Genomic DNA, 26,239 nt, shown 5'->3' with positions numbered 1-26,239 from the left:
GAATGGCTCCGGCGTTCCTTTGTCGCCTTGCGCGCCCGCCTTTGTCGGCAAGCCCGATCTGATCGGATCAGCCTGATCGGCCGGGCAAGGATACCGGTGCGCCGACCTGGCGCATCGGGTCGCCTGCGCTCCGCGACGGTGACGGCCGGGATTTGGCGGCTCCGGTCGATCGCGCCGCACCTGCGGAGGCCGACCGGCGCAGGAGAAGTCGAAGTTTGTCGAACGACGCGGAAATTCCCTGCGTCTCGGTTTCGGCCAGAAAACGGTCAAGCTCTGGCCAGGCGCGAATGGCATGATCCAGCGTCGCATCGCTGCCACTCAGGTACAGCCCCGCCTGCACCATCAATTCCGATCTGGCGTAGGCGCTGAGCAGGTGGCGCGCCTCGGTAATGACGCGGTTTTCGTCGACGGTCGCGGCGTCGGGCAGGCTGCGCGAAACCGAGCGCAAAAGGTCAATCGCGGGATACCGCCCGCGTTCGGCAATCACCCGGTCCATCACGATATGGCCATCCAGAACGCCGCGCAGGATATCGGCGATGGGTTCATCCATGTCCGACCCGGCGACCAGAACGCTGAGCACGGCGGTGATGGTCCCTGCGTCGCCCGCACCTGGCCCGGCGCGTTCGCACAATTGCATGATCTGGTGCGCGGTCGAGGGTGGGTAGCCGCGCAGCGCAGGCAATTCGCCCGCCGCGACAGCGACCTCCCGGTGGGCCTCGGCAAAGCGGGTGATCGAATCGGCCAGGAACAAGACGTGCTGGCCTTGCTCGCGGAAATGTTCTGCGACGCTCATCGCGGTCCAGGCACAGCGACGCCGCACCAGCGCGGAGCGGTCAGAGGTGGCGGCGACGACGACGGCGCGTTTCATCCCCTCGGGGCCCAACACCTTGTCGATGAATTCACGCAGCTCGCGGCCGCGTTCACCGACCAGCGCAATCACCGCAACATCGGCCTGCATGTTGCGCGCCAGGTGGGCCATCAGGCTGGATTTCCCGACGCCGGAGCCTGCGAACAGGCCGACGCGCTGCCCTTCGACGATCGGCAGCAGCGTGTTCAACACCGTCATGCCGGTATCCAGTCGCGCGCCAAGGCCGCGGCGATCCGCCGGCGCAGGCGGGTCATTTCGCAAGGGTTTCCAGACACTTCCCGGCAGGATAGGGTGGCCATCCAGCGGTTGGCCATGTGGGTCGATCACGCGCCCGACCCAGGAATCGTCGGGTGCAATACGCAGCGGTCCGCGCAAGAGCACGCGATCCCCGAGAGAGACGCCCTCGGCGGGGGCATCGGGCATCACCGTCACCGCGTTTCGGTCAAGTTTGACGATCTCGCCGTGCAGGTCGGTTCCGTCGGCACGGGTGACCCTGAGGATGTCGCCAAGCCGGGCATGGCGCCCCAGACCTGTGACCTTGAGCACCTCGGCATCGACCGCCTCGATCCGGCCAACGTGCCGCACAGCCGAAAGCATTTCGATTTCCGCACGGACCCCTTGCAGCACATTCTGTGGCATCGGTCGCCTCCTTCATAAGACACCAACCATTTCTAAAGGAATCGGAGTTAAGCCTTGATTGAAGCCAATCGAGGGAGAAGCCCCGGTGTTTGAAAACCTGCAAATATTCCGCATGTCGGAGTCCATGGCCCGCCATGCGGGTCAGCGGCAGACCGTGATTGCCGAGAATATGGCGAACGCGGATACGCCTGGTTTCAAGGCGCGTGACATCCTTCCCTTTCCCGAAACACTGAATCGTACCGCCCCCGGGTTCGCGGCCCGTGCGACCCGTGCAAGCCACCTGAACGGCAGCGCAGGGGATCAGGGCGCATACGAATCTTTCCGTGATCGCAACATGTGGACCTCGCCCAACGGGAACTCCGTCTCGCTGGAGCAGCAGGTGCTGAAGTCGGTCGAAGTACAGCAGGAGCACAGTCGGGCGCTGTCGATCTACCGCAGTGCTTTGACCATCATGCGCACCTCCATCGGTCGCAGATAACCCCGAAAGGAGCCCCCAGAATGGGTGATTTCCTGAATTCCATGTCCGTTTCGGCGACTGGCCTGCGCGCGCAGGCAGAGCGGCTACAGCACACGTCGGAAAACATCGCCAATGCGGACACGCCCGGATATCGGCGCAAGACCGTCCCGTTCGAAAGCGTGGCGGGTTCCGATGATGGCGCGGGCGAGGTGCGCACGGGTCGAGTGAAACTCGACCAGAGCGAACTGGTGCGGATCTATGATCCGTCACATCCCCTCGCCGATGAAACCGGCCACCACGATGGATCGAACGTCGATCTGGTGGTCGAAATCGCTGACGCGCGCGAAGCGCAGCGCAGCTACGAGGCGAACCTCAAGATGTTTGACCAGGCCCGACAGATGTCGGCCAGCCTGCTTGAACTTTTACGTCGATAAAGGAGGTCCAGAATGGACATTCGTGCATTGAATGCTGCCCAGAAGTACGCGGCAGCCCGCCCGGCCACCGAACCTGTCCCCGGAACCGGCACAGGACTTGGCCAAGCCCTCGGCGAAGTTGCGAAAAACTTCGCCGAGACATTTCGAGAAGGCGAAGAAACGGCGAAAGCCGCAATGATCGGCCAGGCCGATCCGCATTCGCTGGTCCAGGCATTGTCGCAGACCGAACTGGCTGTCGAGGCGGCTGTGACGGTGCGCGACAAGGTCGTCGAAGCCTATCAGGAAATCCTGCGGATGCCGGTCTGAGCATTCGCAATGAACTCGGATGCGCGCGCGTGCGGCAATGGTTGATCGCCCGGCGCGATTGTTCCGAAAAGGCAGGTGCCGCATGAACGAAGCCATTCTGTTCGACAGCCTGCGCCAGGGCCTGTGGGTCGCGGTCATCACCTCGACCCCGATCCTGGCGGTGGCATTGGTTGCGGGGGTCACGGTCGGTCTGTTCCAGGCGCTGACCTCGATCCAGGAAATGACGCTGACCTTCGTGCCCAAGCTGATGGCCATCGTCGTCGTCTTCTGGCTGTCGATGGGCTTCATGACGCAAACCCTCGTGTCCTTCTTTCAGGACCAATTGATCCCCCTCGTCATCGGAGGCTGAGCATGGACAACGCCGGTTACACCACCCTGACCCGACAATCGGGCCTGATGCGCGAGATGAGCGTGATCGCCAACAATATCGCCAACAGCGCCACCACCGGGTTCCGGCAGGAAGGTCTGATCTTTTCCGAATTCGTCAAGGGAACCGAGGTCGGGCCGTCGCTGTCCATGGCCACGGCGAATGTGCGCAGTATCGATCTGAGCCAAGGCACGCTGACCAAGACCGGCGGCGATCTGGATTTCGCCATCGAGGGCGACGGGTTCTTTCTGGTGCAGGCACCGGGTGGGCAGCGGCTGACCCGTGCAGGCAGTTTTGCCCTGTCGCCTGCGGGAGACCTGGTGACGAACGACGGCTATCCGGTGTTGGATCCGGGCGGCGCCCCGATCTTCATCCCCCCAGATGCAACCGATCTGGGCATGGCCGCCGATGGCACGCTGAGCACGGGGGGCCGGCCCATCGGGCAAATCGGCATCGTCGCGCCCGTCGACCCGCTGCGCCTGCAACGCGAAGGCGGTGTGATGTTCCGGGCGGACGAAGGCGTTGTGCCAGTTGAGGCGCCCCGTGCCATTCAGGGGTTCATCGAATCCTCCAACGTCGATCCCATCGGCCAGATCGCCCGCATGATCAGCGTGCAACGCGCCTATGAACTGGGTCAGTCCTTTCTGGACAAGGAAGACGAACGAATTCGTACCACCATGAAAACATTGTTGAAATAGGAACGCGCCATGAGAGCCCTCAAGATCGCGGCCACCGGGATGGCCGCCCAGCAGATGCGGGTCGAGACGATCTCGAACAACCTCGCGAACATGTCGACCACCGGGTACAATGCGCGGCGCGCCGAATTCGCGGACCTGCACTATCAGCAGTTTGCACGGGCAGGTACGGTGAATTCGGCCGACGGGACGATTCTGCCCACGGGGATTCAGCTGGGCCTCGGGGTGCGCCCCTCGGCGGTGTCGATGCAGCTTGCGCAAGGGTCGCTGTCGAACACCGGCGGCGACCTGGACTTGGCGATCGAGGGTCGCGGCTATCTTGAGGTGACGCTGCCCAATGGTCAGCCGGCCTATACCCGCGACGGCGCGCTGAAGCGCACTGGTGAGGGGCTGATCGTCACGTCGGATGGATTTCCCGTTTCGCCGGAAATCGTCATTCCCGACGATGCGCGCTCGGTTTCGATCAATGCCGATGGCGAGGTGTATGCCTATTTCGCCGACCAGACTCAGGCGCAGCAGTTGGGCCAGATCAGCATCGCCGGTTTCAGCAATCCCAAGGGGTTGGAGGCAATCGGCAGCAACCTGTTTTCCGAAACCGAAGCATCTGGCCCCGCCACGGTGACGACGCCGGGGCTGAACGGGTTGGGCACGGTGCGGCAAGGTTACCTGGAGGACAGTTCGGTCGATCCGGTGCGCGAAGTGACGGAACTGATCGAGGCGCAGCGCGGATACGAACTGAACGCCAAGGTGATCACCGCCGCCGATCAGATGCTGGCCGCCACGGCGCAGGTGCGCTGATGCGTGGGCTGATCACCTGCCTGTTGCTGGGTCTGCCCGGCGCGGGTGTGCTGGCAGATACGGTCGTCGCCGCACGAACGCTGCCGGCCCAGAGCCTGATCGGACCCGGCGACCTTGTCCTGCGAGAGGGCGACATGCCCGGTGCGCTGACGCAGATCGAAGGATTGATCGGGCAGGAAACCCGTGTCGCGATCTATGCCGGGCGGCCGTTGCGGATGGGCGATGTTGGCCCGCCGGCGCTGATCGAACGCAATGCGATTGTCAGCCTGGTCTACGACCGTGGCGGGCTGGTCATCGTGGCCGAGGCACGCTCGCTCGCCCGCGCCGGCGAAGGCGAGAGCATCCGGGTGATGAACCTGTCGTCGCGTCAGACGGTGAACGGTGTCGTGCAACCTGACGGAACGGTGAAGGTCCAATGAAATTGAGAATTTATACGCCCATTGCCGGTGCTTGCTGTCTGCTCGTCTCCGGTTGTGGCGACCATCATATCGGCAAGACGCCCGACTTCACCGACGATATGAACACCCGCGAACATTATGCAATGCTGTCCCCGGGGCTGCCGAAAACGGCCCCCCGTGCGCGCGGAGTGTTGCAGGAAGCGTCGTTGTGGACCGGTGATCGCGGGTCGCTGCTTGGGGATCGGCGGGCGATGAAACAGGGCGATATCATGACAGTGGTGATCGAGATCGACGACAAGGCCGAGATCTCCAATTCCACCTCGCGGTCCCGTGACGGATCGGAAAGCCTTGGCATTCCGCAATTGTTCGGCCTGCCGCAACGCCTGGATACGGAGCTGCCCGCCGGCGCCAGCGCCGCCGACGCGGTGTCTATCTCATCTTCATCGAGCGCCAATGGCGACGGTACGGTCAGCCGCAACGAAAAGCTGACGCTGCGGGTCGCGGCAACCATCGTCGATGTGTTGCCCAACGGCGTGCTGTCGATCACCGGCAATCAGGAGGTGAGGGTGAATTATGAACTGCGCGAACTGCTGGTGTCAGGGTACGTGCGACCCGAGGATATCTCGCGCCAGAACGAAATCACCTATGACAAGATCGCCTCGGCGCGCATTTCCTATGGCGGGCGTGGACAGATCACCGACATGCAGCAACCCCGCATCGGTCAGCAGATCATCGACCGCGTCCTGCCGTTCTGAGGAAAGTTCATGAAAAAACTCCTTCCCATCCTGTTGATTCTGCTCGGAATCGGGGCCGGTGGCGGCGCGGGCCTGATGCTGAAACCTGCCCCGCAGGAAATGGCGGCGATCAACCCGTGCGGCGACACCGAGATGGCGACAGACACCCATGCCGCCCCCGACCCCGAAGAAAAGGTCGAGGCCGATCCCGCGGACAAGGAATACATCAAGATGCACGATCAGTTCATCGTGCCGGTCGTCACGCAGGAACGTGTCGGCGCGTTGGTCGTGGTCTCGATCAGCCTTGAAATCGAACCGGGTCGCAGCGACGTGGTCTATGGGCGAGAGCCGAAATTGCGTGATGCCTTTCTGCAGGTGATGTTCGATCACGCCAACATGGGTGGGTTCGAGGGATCGTTCACGAGCTCCAACAACCTGGATGTGCTTCGGGCCGCGCTGTACAGGGTGGCGTCAAAATCGCTCGGGCCGCTGGTGTCGGATGTTCTGATCACCGATATCGCGCGGCAGGATTCCTGACCTTCGTCACCGTCTGGTGCGATGGCTGTGCAGCATCAGCGAAAGCTCTTGCAGCGCAGCCATCTGCTTTTGCGATCGGTCCCGCCGGTCGCGCTCCTGCGCGGCGCGCAGCATTTTTTCCGCCACATCCTTGCGGCCCAGGGTTTGTGTCAGCCGGGTCATGTGCTCGGCCTTTTCACCCAGAACCTTTGCCAGGTCGACCTGAAGCGAGGCCCGTTGGACCGAGATCCAGTCGCGCCAGTTGCGTTCCTGTCCGCCGACGAACCCCAGGTTCGCAACGCCATCCACATTGTCGTGACCGGACAGAGAGCGCAGAAATCCGTTTGCCGCCCGATCGTCCAGATCCGCCAGGCTGTCGCGCAGGGCCTGTTCCCGTGCGGTGATGCGACGCAGGCGCATCAGGGCGGCCTGATGCGCCATGTCCGTGATCGCGGCAAGCGGCGCAAGCCGCTGAGTGTTCGGCAGGCTCATCTGATCCGCCCTTTCGCCTTGCTGCGCATCTGGTCCGCGAACCGTATGGCAGCCGCGACGGCGCGGTAGTCGTCCGGGTCGATCTGGTCACCGATTTCGACCGTTGCATGCAACTTTCGCGCAGTTGGCGGATCGCTGTGGATCGGTATGGCGTGTTCGCCCGCGATACGGCGCATGACCGCGGCAACCTCGTCGACCCCCTTGGCCAGGCACACCGGGGCAGATCCGCGTGTGCGGTCCCATTTCAGCGCCACGGCATAGTGGGTCGGGTTGACGATCACCACATCGGCCTTGGGCAGGTCTGCCATCATCTGTGAGTTGGCAATTTCCTGGCCACGCTGGCGACGCTGCTGTTTCATGTGCGGATCGCCCTCGGAATCCTTGAATTCGTCGCGCATGTCCTTGTCGGACATGCGATTCTTGCGCATGTGCTCGGCCCGCTGCCACAGGAAGTCGACGCCGCCGATGACGAGCGAGATGAGAAAGACGATGAACAGGAATTCGATACAAAGCCGCAGCAACGTCGCCGTGGTGATGCCGGGGCCGAGATAGAGTGTGTTGATCATTTCCGGCAGCTTGGCCGACACGAAAAAATACAGGCAGGCCGAATAGATCAGCAGTTTGGCAAAGCTCTTGAAGAATTCGAACAGACCGCCGCGCCCGAACTTGTTCTTGGCGTTGGAAATGACCGAGATGCGCGACAGCTTCGGGCGGATCTTGTCGGCCGAGACGACAAAGGCCTGCTGCGCGATGACCGCCGTCAACGCCGCCACAGCCGGGACCAGGAAAAACGGCAGCAGCGACAGGGCGACGCTGGCCATCAGCCCGCCGGTCGGAGTCGTGCCGGCGCCGTCAAAATAGAGAGGCGCCAGGGACTCCGGCCGGTCGATCAGGCTTTGCAGGGTCCCGCCGAGGCGGATCAGCGCCGGCCCGCCAACGGCAACCCCGGCAATGCACAACCCGCCATAGGCCGCGGCTGTCGACAGGTCGTTCGACCGTGGCACTTCGCCCTGTTCGCGCGCCTTTTGCAGCTTTCGCTGTGTCGGCTCGTGTGGTTTTTCGCTGCTCTGGTCGTCTTCTGCCATCTTCGCCGCCTCAGAACGGGGCCACGAGAAAGGCCATGAGCCGCCCGGACCAGCTGCTGAGGATCTGCACCGAGAGGATCAGCAGCAGGGCCAGCCCGCCAAAGGTGATCACGGGCGCACCGACAAACGCCACCATCAGCTGCGGCATGGCGCGGTTGATGACGCCCAGCGTAAGGTTGTAGATCAAAGAAATGATGATGAACGGCGCAGCAAGGCTGAAGGCCATCTGAAAACTCTGCGCGGTCAGGCCGATACCCCATTGCGCGATATCGCTGGCATCGGGCCACTGGCCGGGGGGCATCACCTCGTAGGACATCAACAGGTAGAGTACGGCGTGCACATGCAGCCCCAGCGTCATTGCCAGCGCCAAACCGGCAATGACCAGGACGTGGCCGATGGCTGGCATCGGCTCTACCCCCGCATTGCCCAGGATCTGCGATAACGAGGTCGCCTGTGCGATCATCGACCCTGCGGTCTGCAAGCCGATGACGAACAACCGCAGCCCCAGGCCGAGCGATAGCCCGATCAGCGTTTCGGTTGCCAGAAACCGCAGGAAGGTCGCGAGGTCCGGCGCGGTGCCCTCGGGCAGGGCGGGTGCGGCGGCCAGCACGACCGCAGTCAGGCTGATCGCCACCGCCAGCTTGACGCGGGTGGGGACGGATTGCTCTCCGAAGCCGGGCACGAGCGAGGTGAACGCGCCGACCCGAAGAAAGATCATAGCGGCCGTCCATCCCTGCAACCGCAGCAGGGTCAGGACATCTGCGGCGGCCTCATTCATCGGGCACCATCGCGATCAGCGCCGGGCGGGCGTCAACGCCGATTTCCTCGAACGACAGGACCGGATTGGTGATGCCGCGCGCACTCAGCGCCATGCGCAGGAAACGTCTGCGCTGGGTCGACGTCACGACGGCGGGGTAGATCCCCTTGTCGCTGGCATCGCTGATCGCGGCCGAGACATTGCCGACCAGTCGATTGTAGATGTCGGGCGGCAGGGCGATGTCGATGCTGCCCCGCTCGCGGTCCAGCTGGTAGGTGGCAAAGATGTCCTCCCACCCGGGTGCCAGCTGGATCAACGGTGTCGTGCCATCCGCGCGCCGCAGATCCGCGATCAACTGGAAACCCAGGCGATGGCGCACGTGTTCGCAGATCGATTCGGGCTGGGGCATGTGGGGGCGGATCTCGGCCACGGATTCAAGGATCAGGGGCATGTTGCGAATGGAAACCTGTTCCCCGACCAGCAGGCGCAGCACCTGGTGCAGCAGGTCCAGCGGAACCTTGTCGGGCACCAGTTCATCGAGCAGCTTGCGGTTCGCCTCGGCACGGTGCGCATCGGTCAGGTTCGTCATTTCCTCCAGCACGCGGCGCATGGATTTCAATGTCAGAAGACGCGGGAAATTCCGCTTGATCGTTTCCAGCAGATGGGTCGCCAGCACCTCGGTCGGGGTGACGAGGGTGGTGCCGGACAGCGCCGCGCTTTCCTGGGTTGATCCGTCGATCCAACGGGCGGGCGCGCCATATACCGGTTCCTTGACGTCCTCGCCCGAGGGCACATCGTCGCCGCCACCCTGGATCAGGGCCAGGATGTGATCGGGTCGCAGGGTGGCGCGGGCCTGTTCGACCCCCTGAATGCGGATGACATAGCTGCCCGAGGGCAGGGAGGGGTCGTCGGTCAGCCGGATTTCGGGCAGGATCAGACCATAGCTCTCTGCCACATGCAGACGCATATTCTCGATCCGGGCATCCAGCCCGGTGCCGGGGTCCAGCACCATGTTGACGAGGTCGGGTGCAAATTCCACGTGCACATCGTCCAGATCCAGCGTGTCGCCCAGCGACTTGGGCTTGAGAGCCGGCATGTCGCTGCTGTCATGCTTGGCACTGTCCGCCGCCTTGTTGTTCTTGCGATGGACGGCAAAGGCGGATCCGCCCAGCACCAGCCCGCCGATCACGAAGGGCAGAAAGGGCAGGCCGGGCACGAAGGCGAACAGCATCATCAGGATGGCCACGGTGGTCAGCGCGGCGGGGTGACGCCCCAGCTGGCCGACCAGCGCCAGATCGGTTGCGCCCGTCGCGCCACCCCGCGCCAGCAGCAGAGCGGAGGCGATCGAGATGATGACAGCGGGGATCTGCGTGACCAGACCGTCGCCGACGGTCAGGATGGCATAGGTTTCAAAAGCATCGCCCAGCGCCATGCCGTGCACGATGACACCCATCATCAGCCCCACGACCAGGTTCAGGATGGTGATCAGCAGGCCCGCGACAGCATCGCCCTTGACGAACTTCGAGGCGCCGTCGAGCGAGCCGAAAAATGTGGTTTCCAACTGCTCGCGCTCGCGCCGTTCCTTGGCCTGCACGTGGTCGATGGCGCCGGCGGACATGTCGCTGTCGATGGCCAGCTGCTTGCCGGGCATTCCGTCCAGGGCGAAACGCGCGCCGACCTCGGCCATGCGCGCGGCACCCTTGGTGATGACCATGAAGTTGACGATCAGCAGAACGCCAAAGACAACGAGGCCGAGAAACACGGATCCGCCCATGACGAAGTCGGCAAATCCGCGGATGACATCGCCCGCGGCGCGGGTGCCGGTATGCCCTTCGCCAATGATCAGCTTTGTCGAAGACACGTTGAGCGACAGTCGCAGCATCAGCGAGGCCAGCAGCACCGTCGGAAACGCCGAGAAATCGAGCGGCTTTTCGATGAACAGGGTGACGGTGAAAATCAGGATCGCCAAGGCAAAGCTGGCTGCCAGGCCGACATCCAGTACAAAGGCGGGCACTGGCAGGATCATCATGACGATGATCGACATAAGCGCCAGGGCCAACAGGATCGTGGGCTGAAAAAGCGGTCGGGATTCGGAGTCGGTCATCAATGTCCCACTTGCATTCTGCGGGCGGCCGCTTTGGGTGGCCGGTGCCATTCTGGCGCGTCGTACGCTGTCGTCTGGGGCCGACTATTCCGGGAAATGGTTGAAGACTCGCAAATATTTCGCGGTGGTATGCGGGTTATTGGTCCAGCGCGGTTTCGACCTGAACGGTCGAGAGCAACTCGCGCAGTGCCGTGCGCGTATCGCTGCTCTGACTCAGCACGTCGCGGCTGAGAGCCAGCGTCGGGGGCCCGATCTCCGGCAGGGCGATGGGCGCATCCTGCTGCTGGGTCACCACGTCGGCGAGCCGCGCCTTGGGCGGGTCCTCCAACGTCCTCATCGTGGTCCAGTCACGCCCGAGCCATGCGGCCGTTCCCGCGTCCTGGGTGCTGCCGGCGGCGTCAAACAGCGTCTGCGCCTGGGCATAGTCGGACGTATCCAGCGATGCCTTGGCGCGCAGCAGATCGATATCTTCGCCCGTCAGCCCGAACAGCTCGGCTTCGGCGCGTCGGGGTTGGTTGCCTGCCAGGGCAATCTTGGCGCGCAGAATGCGCCGTTGGCGCCCGGCTTCGCCATCCGCGCCTTTGGTGATCAGCTGTTCCGCCTGGTCGAGAAATCCGAGATCCAGCAAGCGTTGGGCAACTGCATTCATGGTCTCTGGCCGCGCGCCTTGGCGAATGATCCCCTCGTGGCCGAAGAACTGCCGGGTAAATACGGCGTCGGCGGCGTGGCTGGCCAGGTTGCGCGTCAGGCCATCGGCCACCGTGGCGCGCGCATCCGCATCCATCGTATCGGCCTGACTGGCAAACAGATCATAGGCTGCCGGGAAATTGCCGGCAGAGGCGTGGGCAACGATCTCGGTCTGTACCAACTTGGCCGAGATCGGGGCATCGCGGTACTGCGTGCGGTAACTTTCCAGAAGGCCGATGGTTTCGGGGTCGATGCTGTCGCCATTGTCGATCGATTCGTTGGTGTAGTGCAGCAGCGCCTCGGGCGAAACATCGTCGTTCTGCGCGATCAAGTCCTGGTAGGCGGCATGATCGGGCTGGCCGGCCTCATGCGAGGTGATGCGCGCGGCGGCAAAATTACGAAGGGCGGTTGCTTCACTTACATCGCGATCAACGATGCGCAACAGGTCCTTTGCCATCTCGTTTTCCTGCGCGGCACTGAAGCGCTCGGCCAGAACAGCACCAAGGTAGGATTTCAGCGGTACCGGCAGGGCAGCGACAGAACGCAAGATCGCTGCACCGTCGAAATCCTGACCAGGCGCCAGGGTCGGTCCGGTCAGCGCGGCCCACATTGCGGCTTCGGTATCGCAGCCGATCTTGCCGGAAAACGGACCATCCGCCGCACCATGGCCATATTCAAGAATTGTGGCGAAGGTCTTCATTTCTTCGGCCAGCGCGGGGTCTTGCGGCACCGATTCCAACAGGCGCAATGCCTCGGCGCCAAAACCATTCAGCAGGTAGAACCGGGCAAGATCCCGATAGGCGGTGCTGTCGTCGCGGTCGAACTCCGCCGTCAGCGCCGCACGCAGCTGGCCGAGACGCGCCGCGAAATCGTCCTCGGTGTCGTCGGCGATGGTGGGGGGCATAGTCTGTTCGCAGCTGTCCCCGGACAGGACGAAGCGAGTGTTCTCACCGGGCTTGGCCGCCTCAAGCGTGCCCGGGGTCGCCATCACTCCGGGGTCCGTGTGGGCGTCGCTGTCCTTGGTGGTGCTGACCTGCCGTAGATCCGCAGGCAGGAGAGAGGCATTCGCCGCATCCGCATCCAGCAACCCCTCTGTCGCTGCGCGACCAATTGCCTGCAACAGCGTGGTTTCCAATTCCCGGGTCAGGTTCGGGTCGGGTTCGGGTGTGGGCGGCGGTAGATCGGGCAGGCTGTTGATCCGACGCAATGCAAATTTCTCGGCCTGCTCTGTGCGGGCGCGCTCCTCGGGCGTCTGCTGTGGTATTTCGGGTGGCTGTTGGGGTGCGGGGGGCGTGTCCGGATTGGCATCGGCCACCAGAGGGACGCTTGGGGTTTCGCCAAAGCTCAGCTGTGTTGCACCCGCCGTCGGCAGGCGACGCGGCGCTGCGAGCTGCGCCGGGGCAGGTGCGGGCAGGGGCGGGCCGTCCTTGATGTCGATGATCAGCAGGTTGTCTGCTGACAATTGCGCCTCGGCAGCGCAATCGCAGGTCAAGCGGATGTCCAGCCCGGTTCCGGGCAGCGGCTGAACATCCGCAATACGATCGCGGGATATGCGGCGAAAGATCTGGCTCAGATCCAGGGCACCAAGGTCGCCTGCAAGGTCGACTCGCAGGCGTCCCGGCGTCTGCTCCATCGACCATTGGGTGCCAGCGGGCAGAGCAACGGTCAGGCGGGAAAAATCGGGGTGGTCACCGGAGCGCACGGTCGCGACCTGCGACGCCGCGCTACCTGGCAACAGCAACAACGCCAAAAGCATGGAGAGGGGCGAAGCCGGGATCTGGGGCAACCATCGCAGCATCATGCGGCCCCGCTTTTCACTTCCTTCAGGGCCTCTTCCAGCTCGGAAAAACTGGGGCGGCAATGAGAGGGTGTATTCTGGCGACCGACCTCGATGCAGATGTTGGTTGCATGGTTGTGCAGGTTGGCCACCAGCACCTCGCGGATCAGTTGATAGAAATGCCCATCCTCTTCGATCACCGTCTTGACCTTGCCGGAGAAGGGACCGACCAGACCATAGGCCAGAAACACCCCCAGGAATGTGCCAACCAGCGCGCCACCGATCATTTTCCCCAGAACTTCGGGCGGCTGGTCGATCGAGGCCATCGTCTTGATCACCCCCAACACGGCCGCAACGATGCCCAGGGCGGGCAACCCATCAGCGACCTGCTGCAAGGCGTGGCTGGAATGCAGCGCGTGGTGCAGGTTTGCCTCCATGCGCTTCTCCAAGACCTCTTCCACCTGATGCGGATCGTCATAGTTCATCGAGGCGGACCGCATGGTGTCGCAGATCAGATTGATCGCCTCCTTGTCGCCAAGGATCTTGGGATACTTGCTGAAAATCGTCGATTCCTCGGGCGCTTCGATATGTTCCTCGATCGCGACGGGGTTCTGCCTGGCCAGCCTGATCAATTCGAACAACAGGCACAGCAGGTCACGGTAATCCTCATGCTTCCACTTGGGGCCTTTGAACACCTTGCCGATATCCTTGGCGGTGTGTTTCACCCCGGCCATGTCGTTCGACAGAAGGAAGGCGCCGAGGGCGGCACCCCCGATCATCATCATCTCGAACGGCAGCGCCTTCAGGATGATCCCCATCTTGCCACCGGCAAGGATATAGCCGCCGAAGACCATGATGAAGATGACCGCAATACCGATAAAACCAATCATGTCCGCCGCCTCGAATCCACTGCCTGCACGTTGCTGTTCACGCTAGAGGTCATTTCTTTGGAACAGATGAATTTCGCCCGGCCAGCACGACGCTGATCGTATACGCACGCTCCGGCGTCAGGCTGGCCATCAGGGCGGCGGCCGCGCCGGGCTGCATCCGGCCAAGGAAGCCGGCGGCAAAATCCGGGTCCATCTGTTCGAACAGCGCCGCGGAATCCTTTGGCTTCATGTTCTCATAGACTGCGGTCAGGCGGGACAGGTCGTTTTCCGCGGCGCTGTCGGCCAGCGCCAATGTCTGTTTCAGGGCATTTTCCGCGGCTTCGAGCTGCGCCAGCTTCTTGTCGATCTCTTCGTCCGCGATGGCCAGGGCGTTCATCCGGTCGCGGATCTGTGCCTCGCGCTGATCCAGTCTCGCTTCGCGCGCCTTGAAGGCCGCCAGCATGGCCTCGATATCCGGTGACATGGCCATTGGCGCGTCAGACTGAGCGCTCTCTTGTCCTGCGTCAGCGGCCTCCGCAGCACCGCTGGTCAATTTTTCCAGCGCCAGGACGTGACCGGTCTGTGTGCCGACGCGCAGGATGGCCGAGGTGACCAGCAGCGCCGCGATCATCATCAGGGTGCCGCGCCGCGCGCGTCGCCGACGCGGTGCGGCCTTGCCCTTTGCGGCGCCTTTTCCAGCAACCCTCTGGCTGGCCTTTGCGGGTTTCGGGACCTTTGCCATTGCCAGGCCTCAGCTCGACGCCGAGCGGCGCGAAAAGACCGGCTGTTCGCTATGCGGTGCGGCTTCGCTCAGCTGCGGCGTGGTGGTGCGATGCAGCATGGACGCCGGCCCGGCCTCTGTCTCCGGTCCCCTCTGCGGGTTGGCATTGGGATCGGGCAGATCGTGCATCGATGCGACCAACAGCTCCAGCCGCTTTGCCACCCCCTCTGCCCGCTCGGTCAGCTGGCCGAGCGAATCGTTGGCCTCGCCCGCCGCACCCTGGGCCGCCTTCAGTGTCCGGGTCAGGTCGTCAACCTGGGCCGACAGCACCGCGACCGCGCCACCCACGCCATTTTCCAGGTCGTTGAACCGCGCCAGCCGACGCGCAAGGATGAAGCAATAGAACGCGGCCCCCAGGGCGCCCGCGACCAGCAAGATGTCCGAAATCATTTCCATGTCCTGTCCCCTCAACTCATCACGAATTCGACGATCAGCAGGTCGCGCACCGCGTCTGGCCCGGTGATCACCTGGATTCGCCGCAGCATCTGGGCGCGTATGCGCACCAGGGCCGCCGGATCTTCGAAATCGGCCATCCGCAACGCGCGCAGATAGTTGTTCAGCACGTCCATGACGCGCGGGCGCACCGTTTCGACCGCTCCCTGCTGCCCCGAGGGTACCTCCAGGCTGGCGGTAAAGCGCAGGTGGCGGTTTTCTGATGCCGGTCCGAAGGAAATCACCATCGGTTCCAGCGCCACGAAAGCGACGTCGGGGGCCACGAATACCTCTGTCGGGGTCTCGGCAGCCGCTTCGGCCTGGGCATCGTCGCCGCCCAGAATCATGCCGCTGTAAATCGCGAAAAAGCTGCCGCCACCGCCGACCAGCGCCAGCACGACCCCAAGGATCAGCGGCAGCTTGGAACGCTTTTTCGGTTCTTCCTCTGTGTCCGTGGTCTCTTCTGACATGGCCCAACCAAATTCTCTCAACAGGGTCCGTTTTAACCGTGATGAACTAACCGATTATTAAGCCCGTTCGGCCAATTAAGGGGTAGTCGCCGGTAGAATGCCGGCTGGACAGGAGATGCAGTTTGCAACAGTTCATGACCCTGTGGAACAGCCTTGAAACACGGCGCCGGATCCTGATGATTCTGGCCACGGTCGCGATGTTCGCGGCGGTTCTGGGCCTGGCGCGCATGGCGTCGCAACCGTCGATGAGCTTGCTGTATTCAGGCCTCGAAAACGGTCAGGCGGGCGAAATCGTCAGCGCGCTGGAACAGCGCGGCGTCGTCTACGAGGTGCGCGGCGGCAGCATCTATGTCGAGGGCGGATCGCGCGACGAACTGCGCATGACCCTGGCCAGCGAAGGCCTGCCTCGCAACTCCAGCCAGGGGTACGAACTGCTCGATTCCCTGTCCGGCTTCGGCACGACGTCGCAGATGTTCGATGCCGCCTACTGGCGTGCCAAGGAGGGGGAGCTGGCGCGTACCATCGCCTCCAGCCCGCAGATCGACTCGGCGCGTGTCCACATCGCGCATCAGGGCGCCAATCCGTTTCAGCGCGACCTGCGCCCGACCGCGTCGATCTCGCTTGCGACCAGCGGTGACATCAGCGGCGCCCAGGCCAAGGCGCTGCGCTACCTCGTCTCCTCTGCCGTCGCCGGGCTGTCCCCTGACGACGTTGCGGTGATCGACGATGCGGGCGAACTGGTCGGCGCCACCGAAGACACCGGCACAACGGCCGGGCAGGACCGCGCGCAGGAACTGAAGGAAAAGGTGCAGCGGCTGCTCGAGGCGCGCGTCGGCCTCGGCAATGCCGTGGTCGAAGTCAGCGTCGATACCAACAACGAGAGTGAATCCATCGTCGAACGGCGGTTCGACCCCGATGGACGCGTCGCCATCAGCACCGATACCGAGGAACGCAGCAACAGTTCCAAGAACTCCGATTCCGGCGATGTCACGGTGGCCTCGAACCTGCCCAGCGGCGATGCTGCGGGCAGCGGCTCTTCGTCCAACCAGAACAGCGAAACCCGTGAACGCGTGAACTACGAGGTCTCGGAAACCAGCCGCGAGGTGACCCGCGCCGCCGGGGCGATTCGTCGCCTGACCGTTGCGGTTCTGGTCAATGGCATCAGCGCCGCGGCCCCCGATACCGCCCCCGTTGCCCGCACCGAGGAGGAGCTGGGCGAATTGCGCGAATTGGTCGAATCCGCCGTTGGCTTCGATTCGGAACGCGGTGACGTGATCACCATCAAGTCGATGCAGTTCGAACCCCTCGCACAGCTTGGCACCAGCAGCGAACAGGGCTTTGTCGCCGGGCTGAACCTCGATGTCATGTCGCTGGTGCAGATGGCCGTGCTGGCCATCGTGGCGCTGGTGCTTGGCCTTTTCGTCGTGCGTCCGGTGCTGACGGGGCGCGCGGGCGCCGACAGCCTCCCCCTGTTGGAAGGCGGCGATGGTCCGGTTCTGACGGGCGAGATCGAGGACGATGATTTCGCCCTGCCCGACCTGTCGATGGGCGGTTTCGGCGGCGAGGACGGCGGCTTTCCGATGATGGGCGATTTCGATGGCGGCGGCAGCAGCGACGACCCGGTGGTCAAACTTCAGTCCCTGATCGAGGAGCGCAAGGACGAGACATTGGAGATCCTGCGCAGCTGGCTCGAGGAAACCAAGGAAACCGCATGAAACAGATTGCCCGTATTCTAGAGGATTTTGGCACGGCTCCGCTGCCTGCCGGCCCTGCCATGAACGAGGAAGAGCTGGAAACGATCCGCCTGGAAGCGTTTGAAAATGGCTACAAGGCCGGGTGGGACGATGCCGCCAAGGCGCTGAGGGAGGAGCAGTCGCATATCGCCAGCGACCTGGCCCGCAATCTCCAGGATCTCTCCTTCACCTATACCGAGGCGCATTCGGCGGTGCTTTCGGCCATCCGCCCGCTGATGGGCGATATCATCGACAAGGTGGTGCCGGATCTTGCCCGCGAAACCCTTGGGCTGCGCATCAAGACCGAGCTGGAGCAGATGGCCAAGCGCAAGGCGTCGCAGCGTGTCGAAATCCTGGTCGCGCCGGACAACCTGGCCACGACCGAAGGCCTGATGGAGGAGGATTTCGGGTTCCCGCTGTCCGTCGTCCCCGATGACACGCTCTCCGAGGGTCAGGTGTTCCTGCGCTTCGATGATGAAGAGACCGAGATCGACCTGAACGCGGTGACCGATGGCATTCGCCAGGCGGTCGACAGCTTCTTCACGGAACAGGAAAGGAAAATTCAGAATGGATGATCAAGCCGCCGAGGGCGCTGCACCGCGTGGCAACCCCTTTACCGTCGTCCCGATCGAAATCACGATTTCGGTCGGCAAGGCGCGCCCGCTGATCCGCGATCTGCTCAAGCTGACGCGCGACAGCGTGCTGCCGCTGGACCGGCGCGTCGATGATCCCGTGGAACTCTACGTCGGGGATCGCCTGATCGCACGTGGCGAGCTTGAGGAGCTCGAGGGCGACCAGGCCGGTCAGCTCGCCGTGCGCCTGACCGAGGTCAGCGACCTGTCGGGAGAGCTCTGATCTTGTCGCATCCGGGAAGAATTCTCCTGATCGCGCTCTTGCTCGTGACCGCGCTGCTGTTGTCGACGCCCGTTTCGGCGCAGGACATCTCGGTGAATATCGCGGAAAACGGCTCGCTGACCGCCCGTGGCATCCAGATGATCCTCCTGCTCACGGTGCTCAGCCTCGCGCCGGGCATCCTGATCATGATCACCTGCTTTCCCTTCCTGGTCACGGTGCTGTCGATCCTGCGGCAGGCCATCGGATTGCAGCAGTCGCCCCCCAACATGCTGTTGATCAGCCTGGCCATGTTCCTGACCTACTACATCATGGAGCCGGTGTTTCAGCAGGCCTGGCAGGACGGCATCCAGCCCCTGGTCGAGGAGGAGATGCAGCTTGAACAGGCCCTGCCGCTGGCGATCGCGCCGTTCCGTGGCTTCATGGCGAACCGCATGGACCCGGACACGTTCGAGGCGATGGCCGCCCTGCGTCCCGACGCCGCGCAGATCGTGACTGGCCCCGAGGCACCGCTCTCGGTGCTCGTTCCCAGCTTCATGCTGTCCGAAATTTCCCGCGCCTTCCAGATCGGATTCTTGCTGTTCCTGCCGTTCCTGATCATAGATCTTGTGGTCGCTGCGGTGCTTATGTCCATGGGTATGATGATGGTGCCCCCCGCGATCGTGTCGCTGCCGTTCAAGCTCAGTTTCTTCGTGATCGCGGATGGATGGACCCTCGTCACCAGCAGCCTGGTGCGCAGCTATTTCTGAACATGGTTAACCGAGCGGTCCGTGTCCGTCGGCTCCGCGCATGACAGGGGCCCGCGCCGCTAGGCTCCCCCGCCCGCCGCAGGCGCGGGGCCGCAATCGCGGGCGCCGTTCATATCCCGTCGAAATCGCCCAGATGCCGTTCTCCGCGGGCGCGGGCCAGTGCGATCTGCTTCTGCCGCTCGCGAAACCGGGCCTTGTCGTCTTCGCTGGTCTCATCCACGCAGTGGTGACACGACACGCCCTCTTCAAAGGCCGGATGCGCGCGCTCTTCGGGCAGGATCGGGCGGCGGCAGGCGTGGCACAGCTCATGCGGCCCCTCGATCAGCCCGTGCCCGACTGACACGCGACGATCAAAGACAAAGCATTCGCCCTGCCACGCACTCTCCTCGGCGGGCACCTCTTCCAGGTACTTCAGGATGCCGCCCTTCAGGTGATAGACATCCTCAACCCCCTGACCCAGCAGGAAATTCGTGCTTTTCTCGCAGCGGATGCCGCCGGTGCAGAACATCGCTATCCGCTTGTTGTGAAAGCGCCCCTTGTTCGCCTCCCACCAGGCGGGGAAATCACGGAACGACGCCGTCTCGGGGTCAACCGCGCCCTCGAAGGTGCCGATGGCGACCTCGTAATCGTTGCGCGTGTCGATCACGGCCACATCGGGGCTGCGGATCAGATCGTTCCACTCCGCCGCCTCCACGTAATGCCCGACGCGGGCGCGCGGATCGACATCGGGCTGGCCCATCGTCACGATCTCTTTCTTCAGCCGCACCTTCATGCGGGCAAAGGGGCGTTCGGCCGCCGTCGACAGCTTCCATTCCAGATCATCGCAGCCGGGCAGGGCGCGCAGATGCGCCAGCACCGCGGCAATCCCGTTCTTCGACCCGGCGATCGTGCCGTTGATCCCCTCACGCGCCAGCAACAGCGTGCCACTGATCCCTTCGGCCTCGCACAGCGCGACCAGCGGCCCCCGCAACGCGGCAGGGTCCTCGAACCGGGTGAACTGATAGAGTGCGGCAACGGTGAACATGGCGGCGATCTAAGCGCTTCTGCCGCGTCAGGCAAGCGGCGAGGGGCCACGCGCGCCGCGACACTTGTGCGAAAATCCGGCCAGTTGGTGCACCAAGGGCGGCGCTGTGCCGCCAAACCGGTCGCACCGATTGACCCTACGCCCCGCCTCGGCCAAGGTCGCGGCAAATTCCGCACAAGGGGCCAGACCATGGGCAACGCTCTCATCGTCATCGACATTCAGAAAGACTTTTGCCCGGGGGGCGCCCTTGCCGTGGCCGAAGGCGACCTGATCGTGCCGCAGGTCAACGCGCTGATGACCGAATTCGACGCGGTGATCCTGACGCAGGACTGGCACCCGGCGGGTCATTCCTCCTTTGCCTCCTCGCACGACGGGGCCGCCGAGATGAGCGTGATCGACATGCCCTACGGCCCGCAGGTGCTCTGGCCCGATCACTGCATCCAGGGCTCGGACGGGGCCAGCTTTCACCCCGACCTTGCCGTGGACCGCGCGGATCTGATCATCCGCAAGGGGTTCAACCCGGCGATCGACAGCTATTCGGCGTTCTTTGAAAATGACCACACCACCCCGACGGGCCTGGAGGGGTACCTGAAATCGCGCGGCATCACCCAACTGACCATGGTCGGGCTGGCGCTGGATTTCTGCGTCAATTACAGCGCGGTGGACGCCGCGCAGCTGGGTTTCGACGTAACTGTCCGCCCTGATCTGTGCCGCGCCATCGATTTCGACGGGTCGCGTGACCGGGCGCTTGCGGCGATGGCGGATGTCGGGGTCGCGCTCTGACGGATTATTCCGCCGCGATACCCATGCGGTCGCTGCGCGGACTGGTCCCGAACATCCGGCTGTAATCGCGGCTGAATTGCGACGGGCTTTCATAGCCGACGCCAAAGGCGGCCTGCGTCACGCTGGCCTCGCCGCCACGCAATTGACGCTGCGCCTCAAGCAGGCGCAACCGCTTCAGGAATTGCACCGGCGTCGTGCCGGTCATCGCCTTGAACGACTGATGAAACACGGTCGCGCTCATCCCCGCGATGCGTGCCAGCGCCTCCACCCGCATCGGCTGATCCAGATGGGCGCGCAGATGGGCGACAACCTCGGCAATCCGTTCCGCGGTGCTGCCCGCCTGACCGATGCGGCGCAGCATTGCCCCCTGCGGCGCTTTCAACAGCAGGTAATGCAGCTCGCGCATCAGTAGGGGGTGCAACACGGCAATATCTTCCGGCGCGTCCAGCAGCGCGAACATCCGCGCCATCACATCGTAAAGCGGCGGCGAAATCGGCGCGCTCGACAGCACGCTTTCAGCCACCTCGTCTTCGATCAGGGGCATCCCGCGGGACAGTTCGCCCAGCAGAACCCGATCCAGCCGCGTCGCCAGCGCCAGATAGGGCCGTGCCGCACTGGCCTTGGTGACCCAGCTCATCGCGGGCAGATCAAGCGATACGATCAGCCCCTGACCTTCGGCAAAGCGCAAGGGCCTGCCGTTGAAATCGGCAAGTTTTTCACCCCGCAGCACCATGCAAAACACCGGTTCATACAGCGTGTTGGCCATGACGGTCGGTGCCTGGGAATACATCACCGACAGGTTCGGCACCGCCAAAGGGCTGGGGAGATGGCCCAGACCCTCGCGAATGGCGTAATCCTGAACGGCATCGGTCAGCGAACTGGCCCGCATCGGGTCGGTCATGTCATGTCTCCTGCGCAATGCCCTTCGGGGGCATGGGGCGGAAAAATGGCCCGCCGTGCAAGGTGTATTTGGGGTGCGCCGCAGGAATTGGCAAGTCTTGCGGAGGATGCGGCAGGATCGGCGCCGGTCCGGCGGCTATATCTTCCTCATCACGCAACAGGAGTTATCTTGCCATGACAGACAGAGTTTTCCTCATCACCGGCGGCAATCGCGGCCTTGGCCGTTCCATGGCGCTGAACCTTGCCAGGGGCGGCGCGGATGTCGTCATCACCTATCGCACCGGTGCCGATCAGGCCGCCAGTGTCGTGGCCGAGGTTCAGGCACTGGGCCGCCGCGCCGCCGCCCTGCCGCTCGACACGACCGAGGTCGAGGCATTTCCCGCCTTTGGAGTGGCGTTGAAGACCGCCCTTTCCGACATGGGTCACGATGCCCTCACCGGGGTCGTGCAGAATGCCGGGTTCGGCATCAACGCCCCCATCGCTGACACCACGGTTGACCAGTTCGACAGCCTTGTCGGCGTGCATATCCGTGGCCCGTTCTTTCTGACGCAGGCCTTGATGCCGCTGGTGGCCGATGGCGGGCGGGTGCTGTTCATCTCGACCGGCCTCGCGCGCTTTTCGCTGCCGGGCTATGCGGCCTATGCGATGATGAAAGGCGCGATCGAGGTGCTGGCCCGCTACGCTGCCAAGGAATTCGGCGCGCGCGGCATTTCCGTGAATGCCCTTGCCCCCGGCGCCATCGAAACCGACTTCGGCGGCGGAGTCCTGCGCGACAACCCCGACGCCAATGCCCATGTCGCCAGCCTGACCGCCATGGGGCGGGTCGGTCTGCCCGACGATATAGGCGCGGCCGTGGCGACGCTGCTGCTGTCGGATGGCAACTGGATCACCGGCCAGCGGATCGAGGTTTCCGGCGGTCAGCTGATCTGATCGCGCGCAGCGCGCGCGCCCACGCCCCTCAAACAGGCCGCAGTCACGCGGCCTGTTTCCTTCGGCCTTTGCGGGCTGCCCTTGCATTCCCCGCCCCATCCCGGCTTTATCACCCCCAACGTGAGGAGCCTGTCCATGGTCGATATCGCCACCCGAGTGCACAATCATAAGTGGAAGATCGACCCGATCGTCCGCTCCCTGATCGACACCGACTTTTACAAGCTGCTGATGTGCCAGTCGGTGTTTCGCAACAAGCGCGACACCCATGTCACCTTTTCGCTGATCAACCGCACCACCTCGATACCCCTCGCGCGGATGATCGACGAAGGCGAATTGCGCGAACAGCTCGATCATGTCCGCTCGCTCTCGCTCACCCGCGGTGAATCCACCTGGATGCGCGGCAACATGTTCTACGGCAAGCGCCAGATGTTCCGCCCCGACTTCATGGAGTGGTTCGAGAACCTGCGCCTGCCCGCCTACCACCTCGAACGCAAGGGCGACCAGTACGAGCTGACGTTCGAGGGGTCCTGGCCCGAGGTCATGCTCTGGGAAATCCCCGCCCTCTCGATCCTGATGGAGCTGCGCGGCCGCGCCGTCCTCAACCGCATGGGCCGCTTCGAGATGCAGATCCTCTACGCCCGCGCCATGACGAAACTCTGGGAAAAGATCACGCGTCTGCGCGATCTCGACGGTCTCAAGATTGCCGATTTCGGCACCCGCCGCCGCCATTCCTTCCTCTGGCAGGACTGGTGCGTGCAGGCGATGATCGAAGGTCTGGGCGACAAGTTCACCGGCACCTCCAACTGCCTCATCGCCATGCGCGACGATCTTGAGGCAGTGGGCACCAACGCGCATGAGCTGCCGATGGTCTACTCCGCCCTGGCTGACGGAGACGATGCCCTGCGCCGCGCCCCCTACGACGTGCTGGCCGACTGGCAGGAGGAGCACTCGGGCAACCTGCGCATCATCCTTCCCGACACCTATGGCACGTCTGGCTTCCTCGCCAATGCGCCCGACTGGCTGGCCGGCTGGACCGGCATCCGCATCGATTCAGGCGACCCGGCAACCGGCGCCGAGACCGCGATTAACTGGTGGAAATCCCGGGGCGAGGACCCGACGGAAAAGCTGGTGATCTTCTCCGACGGTCTCGACGTCGCCAAGATAGAAGAGCTGCACCGCCAGTTCTCGGGCCGCGTCCGCGTGTCCTTCGGCTGGGGCACCCTGCTGACCAACGATTTCCGAGGTCTGGTGAAAGACGACGCCCTCGCGCCCTTCTCCCTGGTCTGCAAGGCCGTCTCTGCCGAGGGCCGCCCCACGGTCAAACTCTCCGACAACCCCGAGAAAGCCATGGGCCCGAAGAGCGAGATCGAGCGGTACAAAAGGGTGTTCGGGGTGGGTGAGCAGGAGCGGATGGCGGTTGTGGTTTAGGGGGCTTTTTATTTTAATTTTTCAGGATGTAAGCGGAGATCGAGTTGAGTCAAAATCGGGACATTGAAATAGTAGATGACCTTCGCGCACGCTCATCCGAAAATGGTTGGCTTGAGTTCAAGAAAAATTGGAAAGACCCCTTTAAGATTGGGATCTATATATCTGCACTTTCAAATTCCGCTAGACTTGAAGGTAAAGATAGCGCGTACTTGGTATGGGGCGTTGAAAATGATACCCATGAGATAGTAGGCACTTCTTTTGATCCAGGTTTAGAGATCGTTGGGAATCAACCTTTGGAAATGTGGCTTAGGCAGCGTCTTAGCCCCGCGCCAGCCTTTCATTTTAGGGAAGTACTTCATCCATCTGGCCGAGTGGTTCTTCTTGAGATTCCAGCCCCAATTCTGGCACCTACCGCATTTGATAGTATTGCGTACATTAGGTCTGGGAGCGCTACTCCTAAGTTGTCAGAGGATCAATTGCGCTACCAGGCGTTAATTGAGAAACTAAGGCCATACACTTGGGAGAACGGAGTTGCGTTGAGTTACGTTTCCACAAGTGATGTCCTGAGGCTTTTGGATGTTGACGTATATTACCGCTTACTGGGCGAGAGTAGACCGGATTCTGATGATCGGGTCCTTGAAAGACTTGAGGTTGAGCGCCTAGTTAGGAACGATTTTGGCGCGAGGTGGGATGTCTTGAACCTCGGAGCGATACTCTTTGCAAGTAACCTGTCCGACTTTGGTCCATCGATGGCCCGAAAAGGAGTCCGGTTCGTGAGATATAGCGGTGCTGACAGAACGACAACGGTCACACACCGTCAAGATGGAAAAAAGGGATACGCAGCAGGCTTCGAAAATCTATTGGAGTATGTGAATGGGTTACTTCCTCAGAATGAACATATTGGGCAGGCTTTAAGGGAAAGCCATCCACTATTTCCTCGTCTGTCTTTGAGAGAGCTAATCGCGAATGCCCTGATTCATCAAGATCTTACAATTACAGGTGCAGGTCCGCAAATAGAGTTGTTTGCCGATAGGATAGAAATTACTAATCCGGGTTGTCCACTTGTCGATACGGACCGTATGATTGATCAACCTCCGCGTTCTAGAAATGAAACACTTGCTGCCCTTATGCGACGGATGGGCATGTGTGAAGAGCAGGGAAGTGGGCTGGATAAGGTTTTTCGGGAAGTTGAGGTCTTCCAGCTTCCCGCTCCGCTACTACGTTCGACTGAGGCCGCTATGCAGGTTGTTCTTTATGGGCCTAGAACCTTTGCTGAAATGACGCCGGAAGAACGGGTCAGAGCTTGTTATTTTCACACTGTGCTCCGTTTTATGGCGGGTGAGCGCATGAAAAACACCTCTTTGTGTGAGAGATTTGGGATCGATAAGAAGAATGCCGCGCAGGCTTCTGCTGTGATCGGTAAGGCTCTCGACGCTGGCTTGATTAAGTATGCAGATGAGGATCACCCTAGAGCTGGCTATCATCCTTGGTGGTCTTGACGCTCTTGTCCGTGTTTCATGTGGATATCGGAACGGTGTGTTTTTTTTAATTCATTGCAATGCCTTAGGGTGTTTTTGGTGCCTTTCACTTTCTTGATCCACTCTTGATCATCCTGGCTCAAACAGGTTGAGATGGAAGCCTCGGACGCACTGATAGTAGTGTTGCTGTCGTAAGACACACAATATGGGCAGTCTTTTGACTTGTTTTCTTGATGGCGACCAGCCGCAGGATGGAAACGCCATGCCCCCCCTACCTCTCCCACCCCCGCGTTTCCTTCACCTCCGACCGCGCTTTCTTCGCATCGACCCGCTTGCGCTTCTGGTTCTGCGACACCTTCGTCGGCACCCGCCGCTTCGGCACCAGCGTCGCCTGCAGCACCAGCGCCGCCAGGCGCTCACGCGCGATTTCGCGGTTGCGGGCCTGGCTGCGTTCCTCCTGCACCTGGATCACCACCGCGCCATCCTTCGTCCAGCGCCGGCCGGCCAGGCGTTGCAAGCGGCGCTTCACCGCATCGGGCAGGTTGGGGGACCGCTCGGCCTCGAACCGCAGTTCGACCGCGCTGCTGACCTTGTTCACGTTCTGCCCACCGGGGCCGGAGGCGCGGATGAATTGTTCCACCAGCTCCCAGTCCTCGATGGTTATCCGGTCGTTGATCCTCAGCATCGTCCTCTCCA

The 26,239-nt window shown here is 62.7% G+C and carries 30 protein-coding genes; 17 read left to right on the top strand and 13 right to left on the bottom strand.

Going from position 1 to position 26,239, the window contains the following annotated elements; all coding sequences use genetic code 11:
* Positions 1 to 67: 67 nt before the first annotated feature.
* Positions 68 to 1,507 (bottom strand): FliI/YscN family ATPase, encoded by a 1,440-nt coding sequence (locus tag DL237_RS02625; RefSeq protein WP_119397470.1) that lies wholly within the window; start codon positions 1,505 to 1,507, stop codon positions 68 to 70.
* Positions 1,508 to 1,592: 85 nt separating this feature from the next.
* Here DL237_RS02625 and DL237_RS02620 point away from each other — a divergent pair, with 85 nt between their 5' ends.
* The 9 genes from DL237_RS02620 to DL237_RS02580 all read left to right on the top strand — a co-directional run bounded on the left by DL237_RS02620 (position 1,593) and on the right by DL237_RS02580 (position 6,233).
* Positions 1,593 to 1,985: a FlgB family protein gene (locus tag DL237_RS02620; protein WP_119397676.1), complete on the top strand. Its 393-nt coding sequence runs from the start codon at positions 1,593 to 1,595 to the stop codon at positions 1,983 to 1,985.
* Between the two features lie 20 nt (positions 1,986 to 2,005).
* Positions 2,006 to 2,398, top strand: a complete 393-nt coding sequence (flgC, locus tag DL237_RS02615; RefSeq protein WP_119397469.1) for a flagellar basal body rod protein FlgC — start codon at positions 2,006 to 2,008, stop codon at positions 2,396 to 2,398.
* Between the two features lie 12 nt (positions 2,399 to 2,410).
* Positions 2,411 to 2,704 (top strand): flagellar hook-basal body complex protein FliE, encoded by a 294-nt coding sequence (fliE, locus tag DL237_RS02610; RefSeq protein ID WP_119397468.1) that lies wholly within the window; start codon positions 2,411 to 2,413, stop codon positions 2,702 to 2,704.
* A gap of 82 nt (positions 2,705 to 2,786) precedes the next feature.
* The gene (locus DL237_RS02605) at positions 2,787 to 3,053 is read left to right on the top strand and encodes a flagellar biosynthetic protein FliQ (RefSeq protein WP_119397467.1); all 267 of its coding nucleotides are present in this window, start codon (positions 2,787 to 2,789) and stop codon (positions 3,051 to 3,053) included.
* A 2-nt stretch (positions 3,054 to 3,055) separates the two neighbouring features.
* Complete coding sequence (locus tag DL237_RS02600) at positions 3,056 to 3,769, top strand: flagellar hook-basal body complex protein (RefSeq protein WP_119397466.1); 714 nt, start codon at positions 3,056 to 3,058, stop codon at positions 3,767 to 3,769.
* Positions 3,770 to 3,778: 9 nt separating this feature from the next.
* On the top strand, positions 3,779 to 4,564 hold the full coding sequence (flgG, locus tag DL237_RS02595; RefSeq protein WP_119397465.1) for a flagellar basal-body rod protein FlgG: 786 nt from the start codon (positions 3,779 to 3,781) through the stop codon (positions 4,562 to 4,564).
* Positions 4,564 to 4,983 carry a flagellar basal body P-ring formation chaperone FlgA gene (flgA, locus tag DL237_RS02590; protein WP_119397464.1) on the top strand — a complete coding sequence of 140 codons (420 nt, stop codon included), beginning with the start codon at positions 4,564 to 4,566 and terminating at the stop codon, positions 4,981 to 4,983. The genes flgG and flgA overlap by 1 nt, the downstream gene beginning before the upstream one ends.
* The gene (flgH, locus tag DL237_RS02585; RefSeq protein WP_119397463.1) at positions 4,980 to 5,717 is read left to right on the top strand and encodes a flagellar basal body L-ring protein FlgH; all 738 of its coding nucleotides are present in this window, start codon (positions 4,980 to 4,982) and stop codon (positions 5,715 to 5,717) included. Before flgA ends, flgH begins: the two co-directional genes overlap by 4 nt.
* 9 nt (positions 5,718 to 5,726) lie before the next feature.
* Positions 5,727 to 6,233, top strand: coding sequence for a flagellar basal body-associated FliL family protein (locus DL237_RS02580; protein ID WP_119397462.1), 507 nt, complete (start codon positions 5,727 to 5,729; stop codon positions 6,231 to 6,233).
* Between the two features lie 6 nt (positions 6,234 to 6,239).
* Here the strand turns inward: DL237_RS02580 and DL237_RS02575 are convergent, their stop codons facing one another.
* The 9 genes from DL237_RS02575 to DL237_RS02535 form a co-directional block, all read right to left on the bottom strand.
* Positions 6,240 to 6,704, bottom strand: coding sequence for a hypothetical protein (locus DL237_RS02575; protein ID WP_119397461.1), 465 nt, complete (start codon positions 6,702 to 6,704; stop codon positions 6,240 to 6,242).
* Positions 6,701 to 7,789 carry an EscU/YscU/HrcU family type III secretion system export apparatus switch protein gene (locus tag DL237_RS02570; RefSeq protein ID WP_119397460.1) on the bottom strand — a complete coding sequence of 363 codons (1,089 nt, stop codon included), beginning with the start codon at positions 7,787 to 7,789 and terminating at the stop codon, positions 6,701 to 6,703. The genes DL237_RS02575 and DL237_RS02570 overlap by 4 nt, the downstream gene beginning before the upstream one ends.
* Positions 7,790 to 7,799: 10 nt before the next feature.
* Positions 7,800 to 8,567, bottom strand: a complete 768-nt coding sequence (locus tag DL237_RS02565) for a flagellar biosynthetic protein FliR (protein WP_119397459.1) — start codon at positions 8,565 to 8,567, stop codon at positions 7,800 to 7,802.
* Positions 8,560 to 10,650 (bottom strand): flagellar biosynthesis protein FlhA, encoded by a 2,091-nt coding sequence (flhA, locus tag DL237_RS02560; protein ID WP_119397458.1) that lies wholly within the window; start codon positions 10,648 to 10,650, stop codon positions 8,560 to 8,562. Before flhA ends, DL237_RS02565 begins: the two co-directional genes overlap by 8 nt.
* Positions 10,651 to 10,786: 136 nt before the next feature.
* Entirely contained in the window at positions 10,787 to 13,138 is a 2,352-nt protein-coding gene (locus DL237_RS02555; RefSeq protein WP_119397457.1) for a hypothetical protein, read from the bottom strand.
* Positions 13,135 to 14,004, bottom strand: a complete 870-nt coding sequence (gene motA / locus DL237_RS02550; RefSeq protein WP_119397456.1) for a flagellar motor stator protein MotA — start codon at positions 14,002 to 14,004, stop codon at positions 13,135 to 13,137. The genes DL237_RS02555 and motA overlap by 4 nt, the downstream gene beginning before the upstream one ends.
* A 49-nt stretch (positions 14,005 to 14,053) precedes the next feature.
* Complete coding sequence (locus DL237_RS02545) at positions 14,054 to 14,725, bottom strand: MotE family protein (protein WP_233544840.1); 672 nt, start codon at positions 14,723 to 14,725, stop codon at positions 14,054 to 14,056.
* A gap of 9 nt (positions 14,726 to 14,734) precedes the next feature.
* Positions 14,735 to 15,160 carry a hypothetical protein gene (locus tag DL237_RS02540; RefSeq protein ID WP_233544839.1) on the bottom strand — a complete coding sequence of 142 codons (426 nt, stop codon included), beginning with the start codon at positions 15,158 to 15,160 and terminating at the stop codon, positions 14,735 to 14,737.
* 11 nt (positions 15,161 to 15,171) lie between these two features.
* Positions 15,172 to 15,666 carry a flagellar basal body-associated FliL family protein gene (locus DL237_RS02535; protein WP_119397455.1) on the bottom strand — a complete coding sequence of 165 codons (495 nt, stop codon included), beginning with the start codon at positions 15,664 to 15,666 and terminating at the stop codon, positions 15,172 to 15,174.
* A gap of 122 nt (positions 15,667 to 15,788) precedes the next feature.
* Between DL237_RS02535 and fliF the strand changes: the two genes are divergently transcribed.
* The 4 genes from fliF to fliP are packed head-to-tail and all read left to right on the top strand — an operon-like array spanning position 15,789 to position 19,000.
* Complete coding sequence (gene fliF / locus DL237_RS02530) at positions 15,789 to 17,381, top strand: flagellar basal-body MS-ring/collar protein FliF (protein WP_119397454.1); 1,593 nt, start codon at positions 15,789 to 15,791, stop codon at positions 17,379 to 17,381.
* On the top strand, positions 17,378 to 17,974 hold the full coding sequence (locus DL237_RS02525) for a FliH/SctL family protein (protein ID WP_119397453.1): 597 nt from the start codon (positions 17,378 to 17,380) through the stop codon (positions 17,972 to 17,974). Before fliF ends, DL237_RS02525 begins: the two co-directional genes overlap by 4 nt.
* The gene (locus tag DL237_RS02520; protein ID WP_119397452.1) at positions 17,967 to 18,254 is read left to right on the top strand and encodes a FliM/FliN family flagellar motor switch protein; all 288 of its coding nucleotides are present in this window, start codon (positions 17,967 to 17,969) and stop codon (positions 18,252 to 18,254) included. The genes DL237_RS02525 and DL237_RS02520 overlap by 8 nt, the downstream gene beginning before the upstream one ends.
* Positions 18,254 to 19,000, top strand: coding sequence for a flagellar type III secretion system pore protein FliP (fliP, locus tag DL237_RS02515; protein ID WP_407691898.1), 747 nt, complete (start codon positions 18,254 to 18,256; stop codon positions 18,998 to 19,000). The genes DL237_RS02520 and fliP overlap by 1 nt, the downstream gene beginning before the upstream one ends.
* Positions 19,001 to 19,109: 109 nt before the next feature.
* On the opposite strand, the gene trhO is transcribed toward fliP, so the two are convergent.
* Positions 19,110 to 20,024, bottom strand: coding sequence for an oxygen-dependent tRNA uridine(34) hydroxylase TrhO (gene trhO / locus DL237_RS02510; RefSeq protein ID WP_119397451.1), 915 nt, complete (start codon positions 20,022 to 20,024; stop codon positions 19,110 to 19,112).
* Between the two features lie 189 nt (positions 20,025 to 20,213).
* On the opposite strand from trhO, the gene pncA reads away from it, so the two are divergent.
* Positions 20,214 to 20,807, top strand: coding sequence for a bifunctional nicotinamidase/pyrazinamidase (gene pncA / locus DL237_RS02505; protein ID WP_119397450.1), 594 nt, complete (start codon positions 20,214 to 20,216; stop codon positions 20,805 to 20,807).
* 4 nt (positions 20,808 to 20,811) lie between these two features.
* On the opposite strand, the gene DL237_RS02500 is transcribed toward pncA, so the two are convergent.
* Complete coding sequence (locus tag DL237_RS02500) at positions 20,812 to 21,708, bottom strand: AraC family transcriptional regulator (RefSeq protein WP_119397449.1); 897 nt, start codon at positions 21,706 to 21,708, stop codon at positions 20,812 to 20,814.
* A gap of 173 nt (positions 21,709 to 21,881) precedes the next feature.
* Here DL237_RS02500 and DL237_RS02495 point away from each other — a divergent pair, with 173 nt between their 5' ends.
* From DL237_RS02495 to DL237_RS02485, 3 genes are all read left to right on the top strand, one after another.
* The gene (locus DL237_RS02495) at positions 21,882 to 22,637 is read left to right on the top strand and encodes an SDR family NAD(P)-dependent oxidoreductase (RefSeq protein ID WP_119397448.1); all 756 of its coding nucleotides are present in this window, start codon (positions 21,882 to 21,884) and stop codon (positions 22,635 to 22,637) included.
* A 135-nt stretch (positions 22,638 to 22,772) separates the two neighbouring features.
* Positions 22,773 to 24,065, top strand: coding sequence for a nicotinate phosphoribosyltransferase (gene pncB, locus DL237_RS02490; protein ID WP_119397447.1), 1,293 nt, complete (start codon positions 22,773 to 22,775; stop codon positions 24,063 to 24,065).
* Between the two features lie 44 nt (positions 24,066 to 24,109).
* Positions 24,110 to 25,564: an ATP-binding protein gene (locus DL237_RS02485; protein WP_119397446.1), complete on the top strand. Its 1,455-nt coding sequence runs from the start codon at positions 24,110 to 24,112 to the stop codon at positions 25,562 to 25,564.
* Between the two features lie 250 nt (positions 25,565 to 25,814).
* Here the strand turns inward: DL237_RS02485 and arfB are convergent, their stop codons facing one another.
* Positions 25,815 to 26,228 (bottom strand): alternative ribosome rescue aminoacyl-tRNA hydrolase ArfB, encoded by a 414-nt coding sequence (gene arfB, locus DL237_RS02480; RefSeq protein WP_119397445.1) that lies wholly within the window; start codon positions 26,226 to 26,228, stop codon positions 25,815 to 25,817.
* Positions 26,229 to 26,239: the final 11 nt, after the last annotated feature.

This window comes from Pseudooceanicola sediminis, from assembly GCF_003575965.1.
GTDB classification, from domain to species: Bacteria; Pseudomonadota; Alphaproteobacteria; order Rhodobacterales; family Rhodobacteraceae; genus Pseudooceanicola; species Pseudooceanicola sediminis.
Note: the sequence above shows the minus strand (reverse complement) of the source record. Positions and strands in the feature narration are given on the sequence as shown.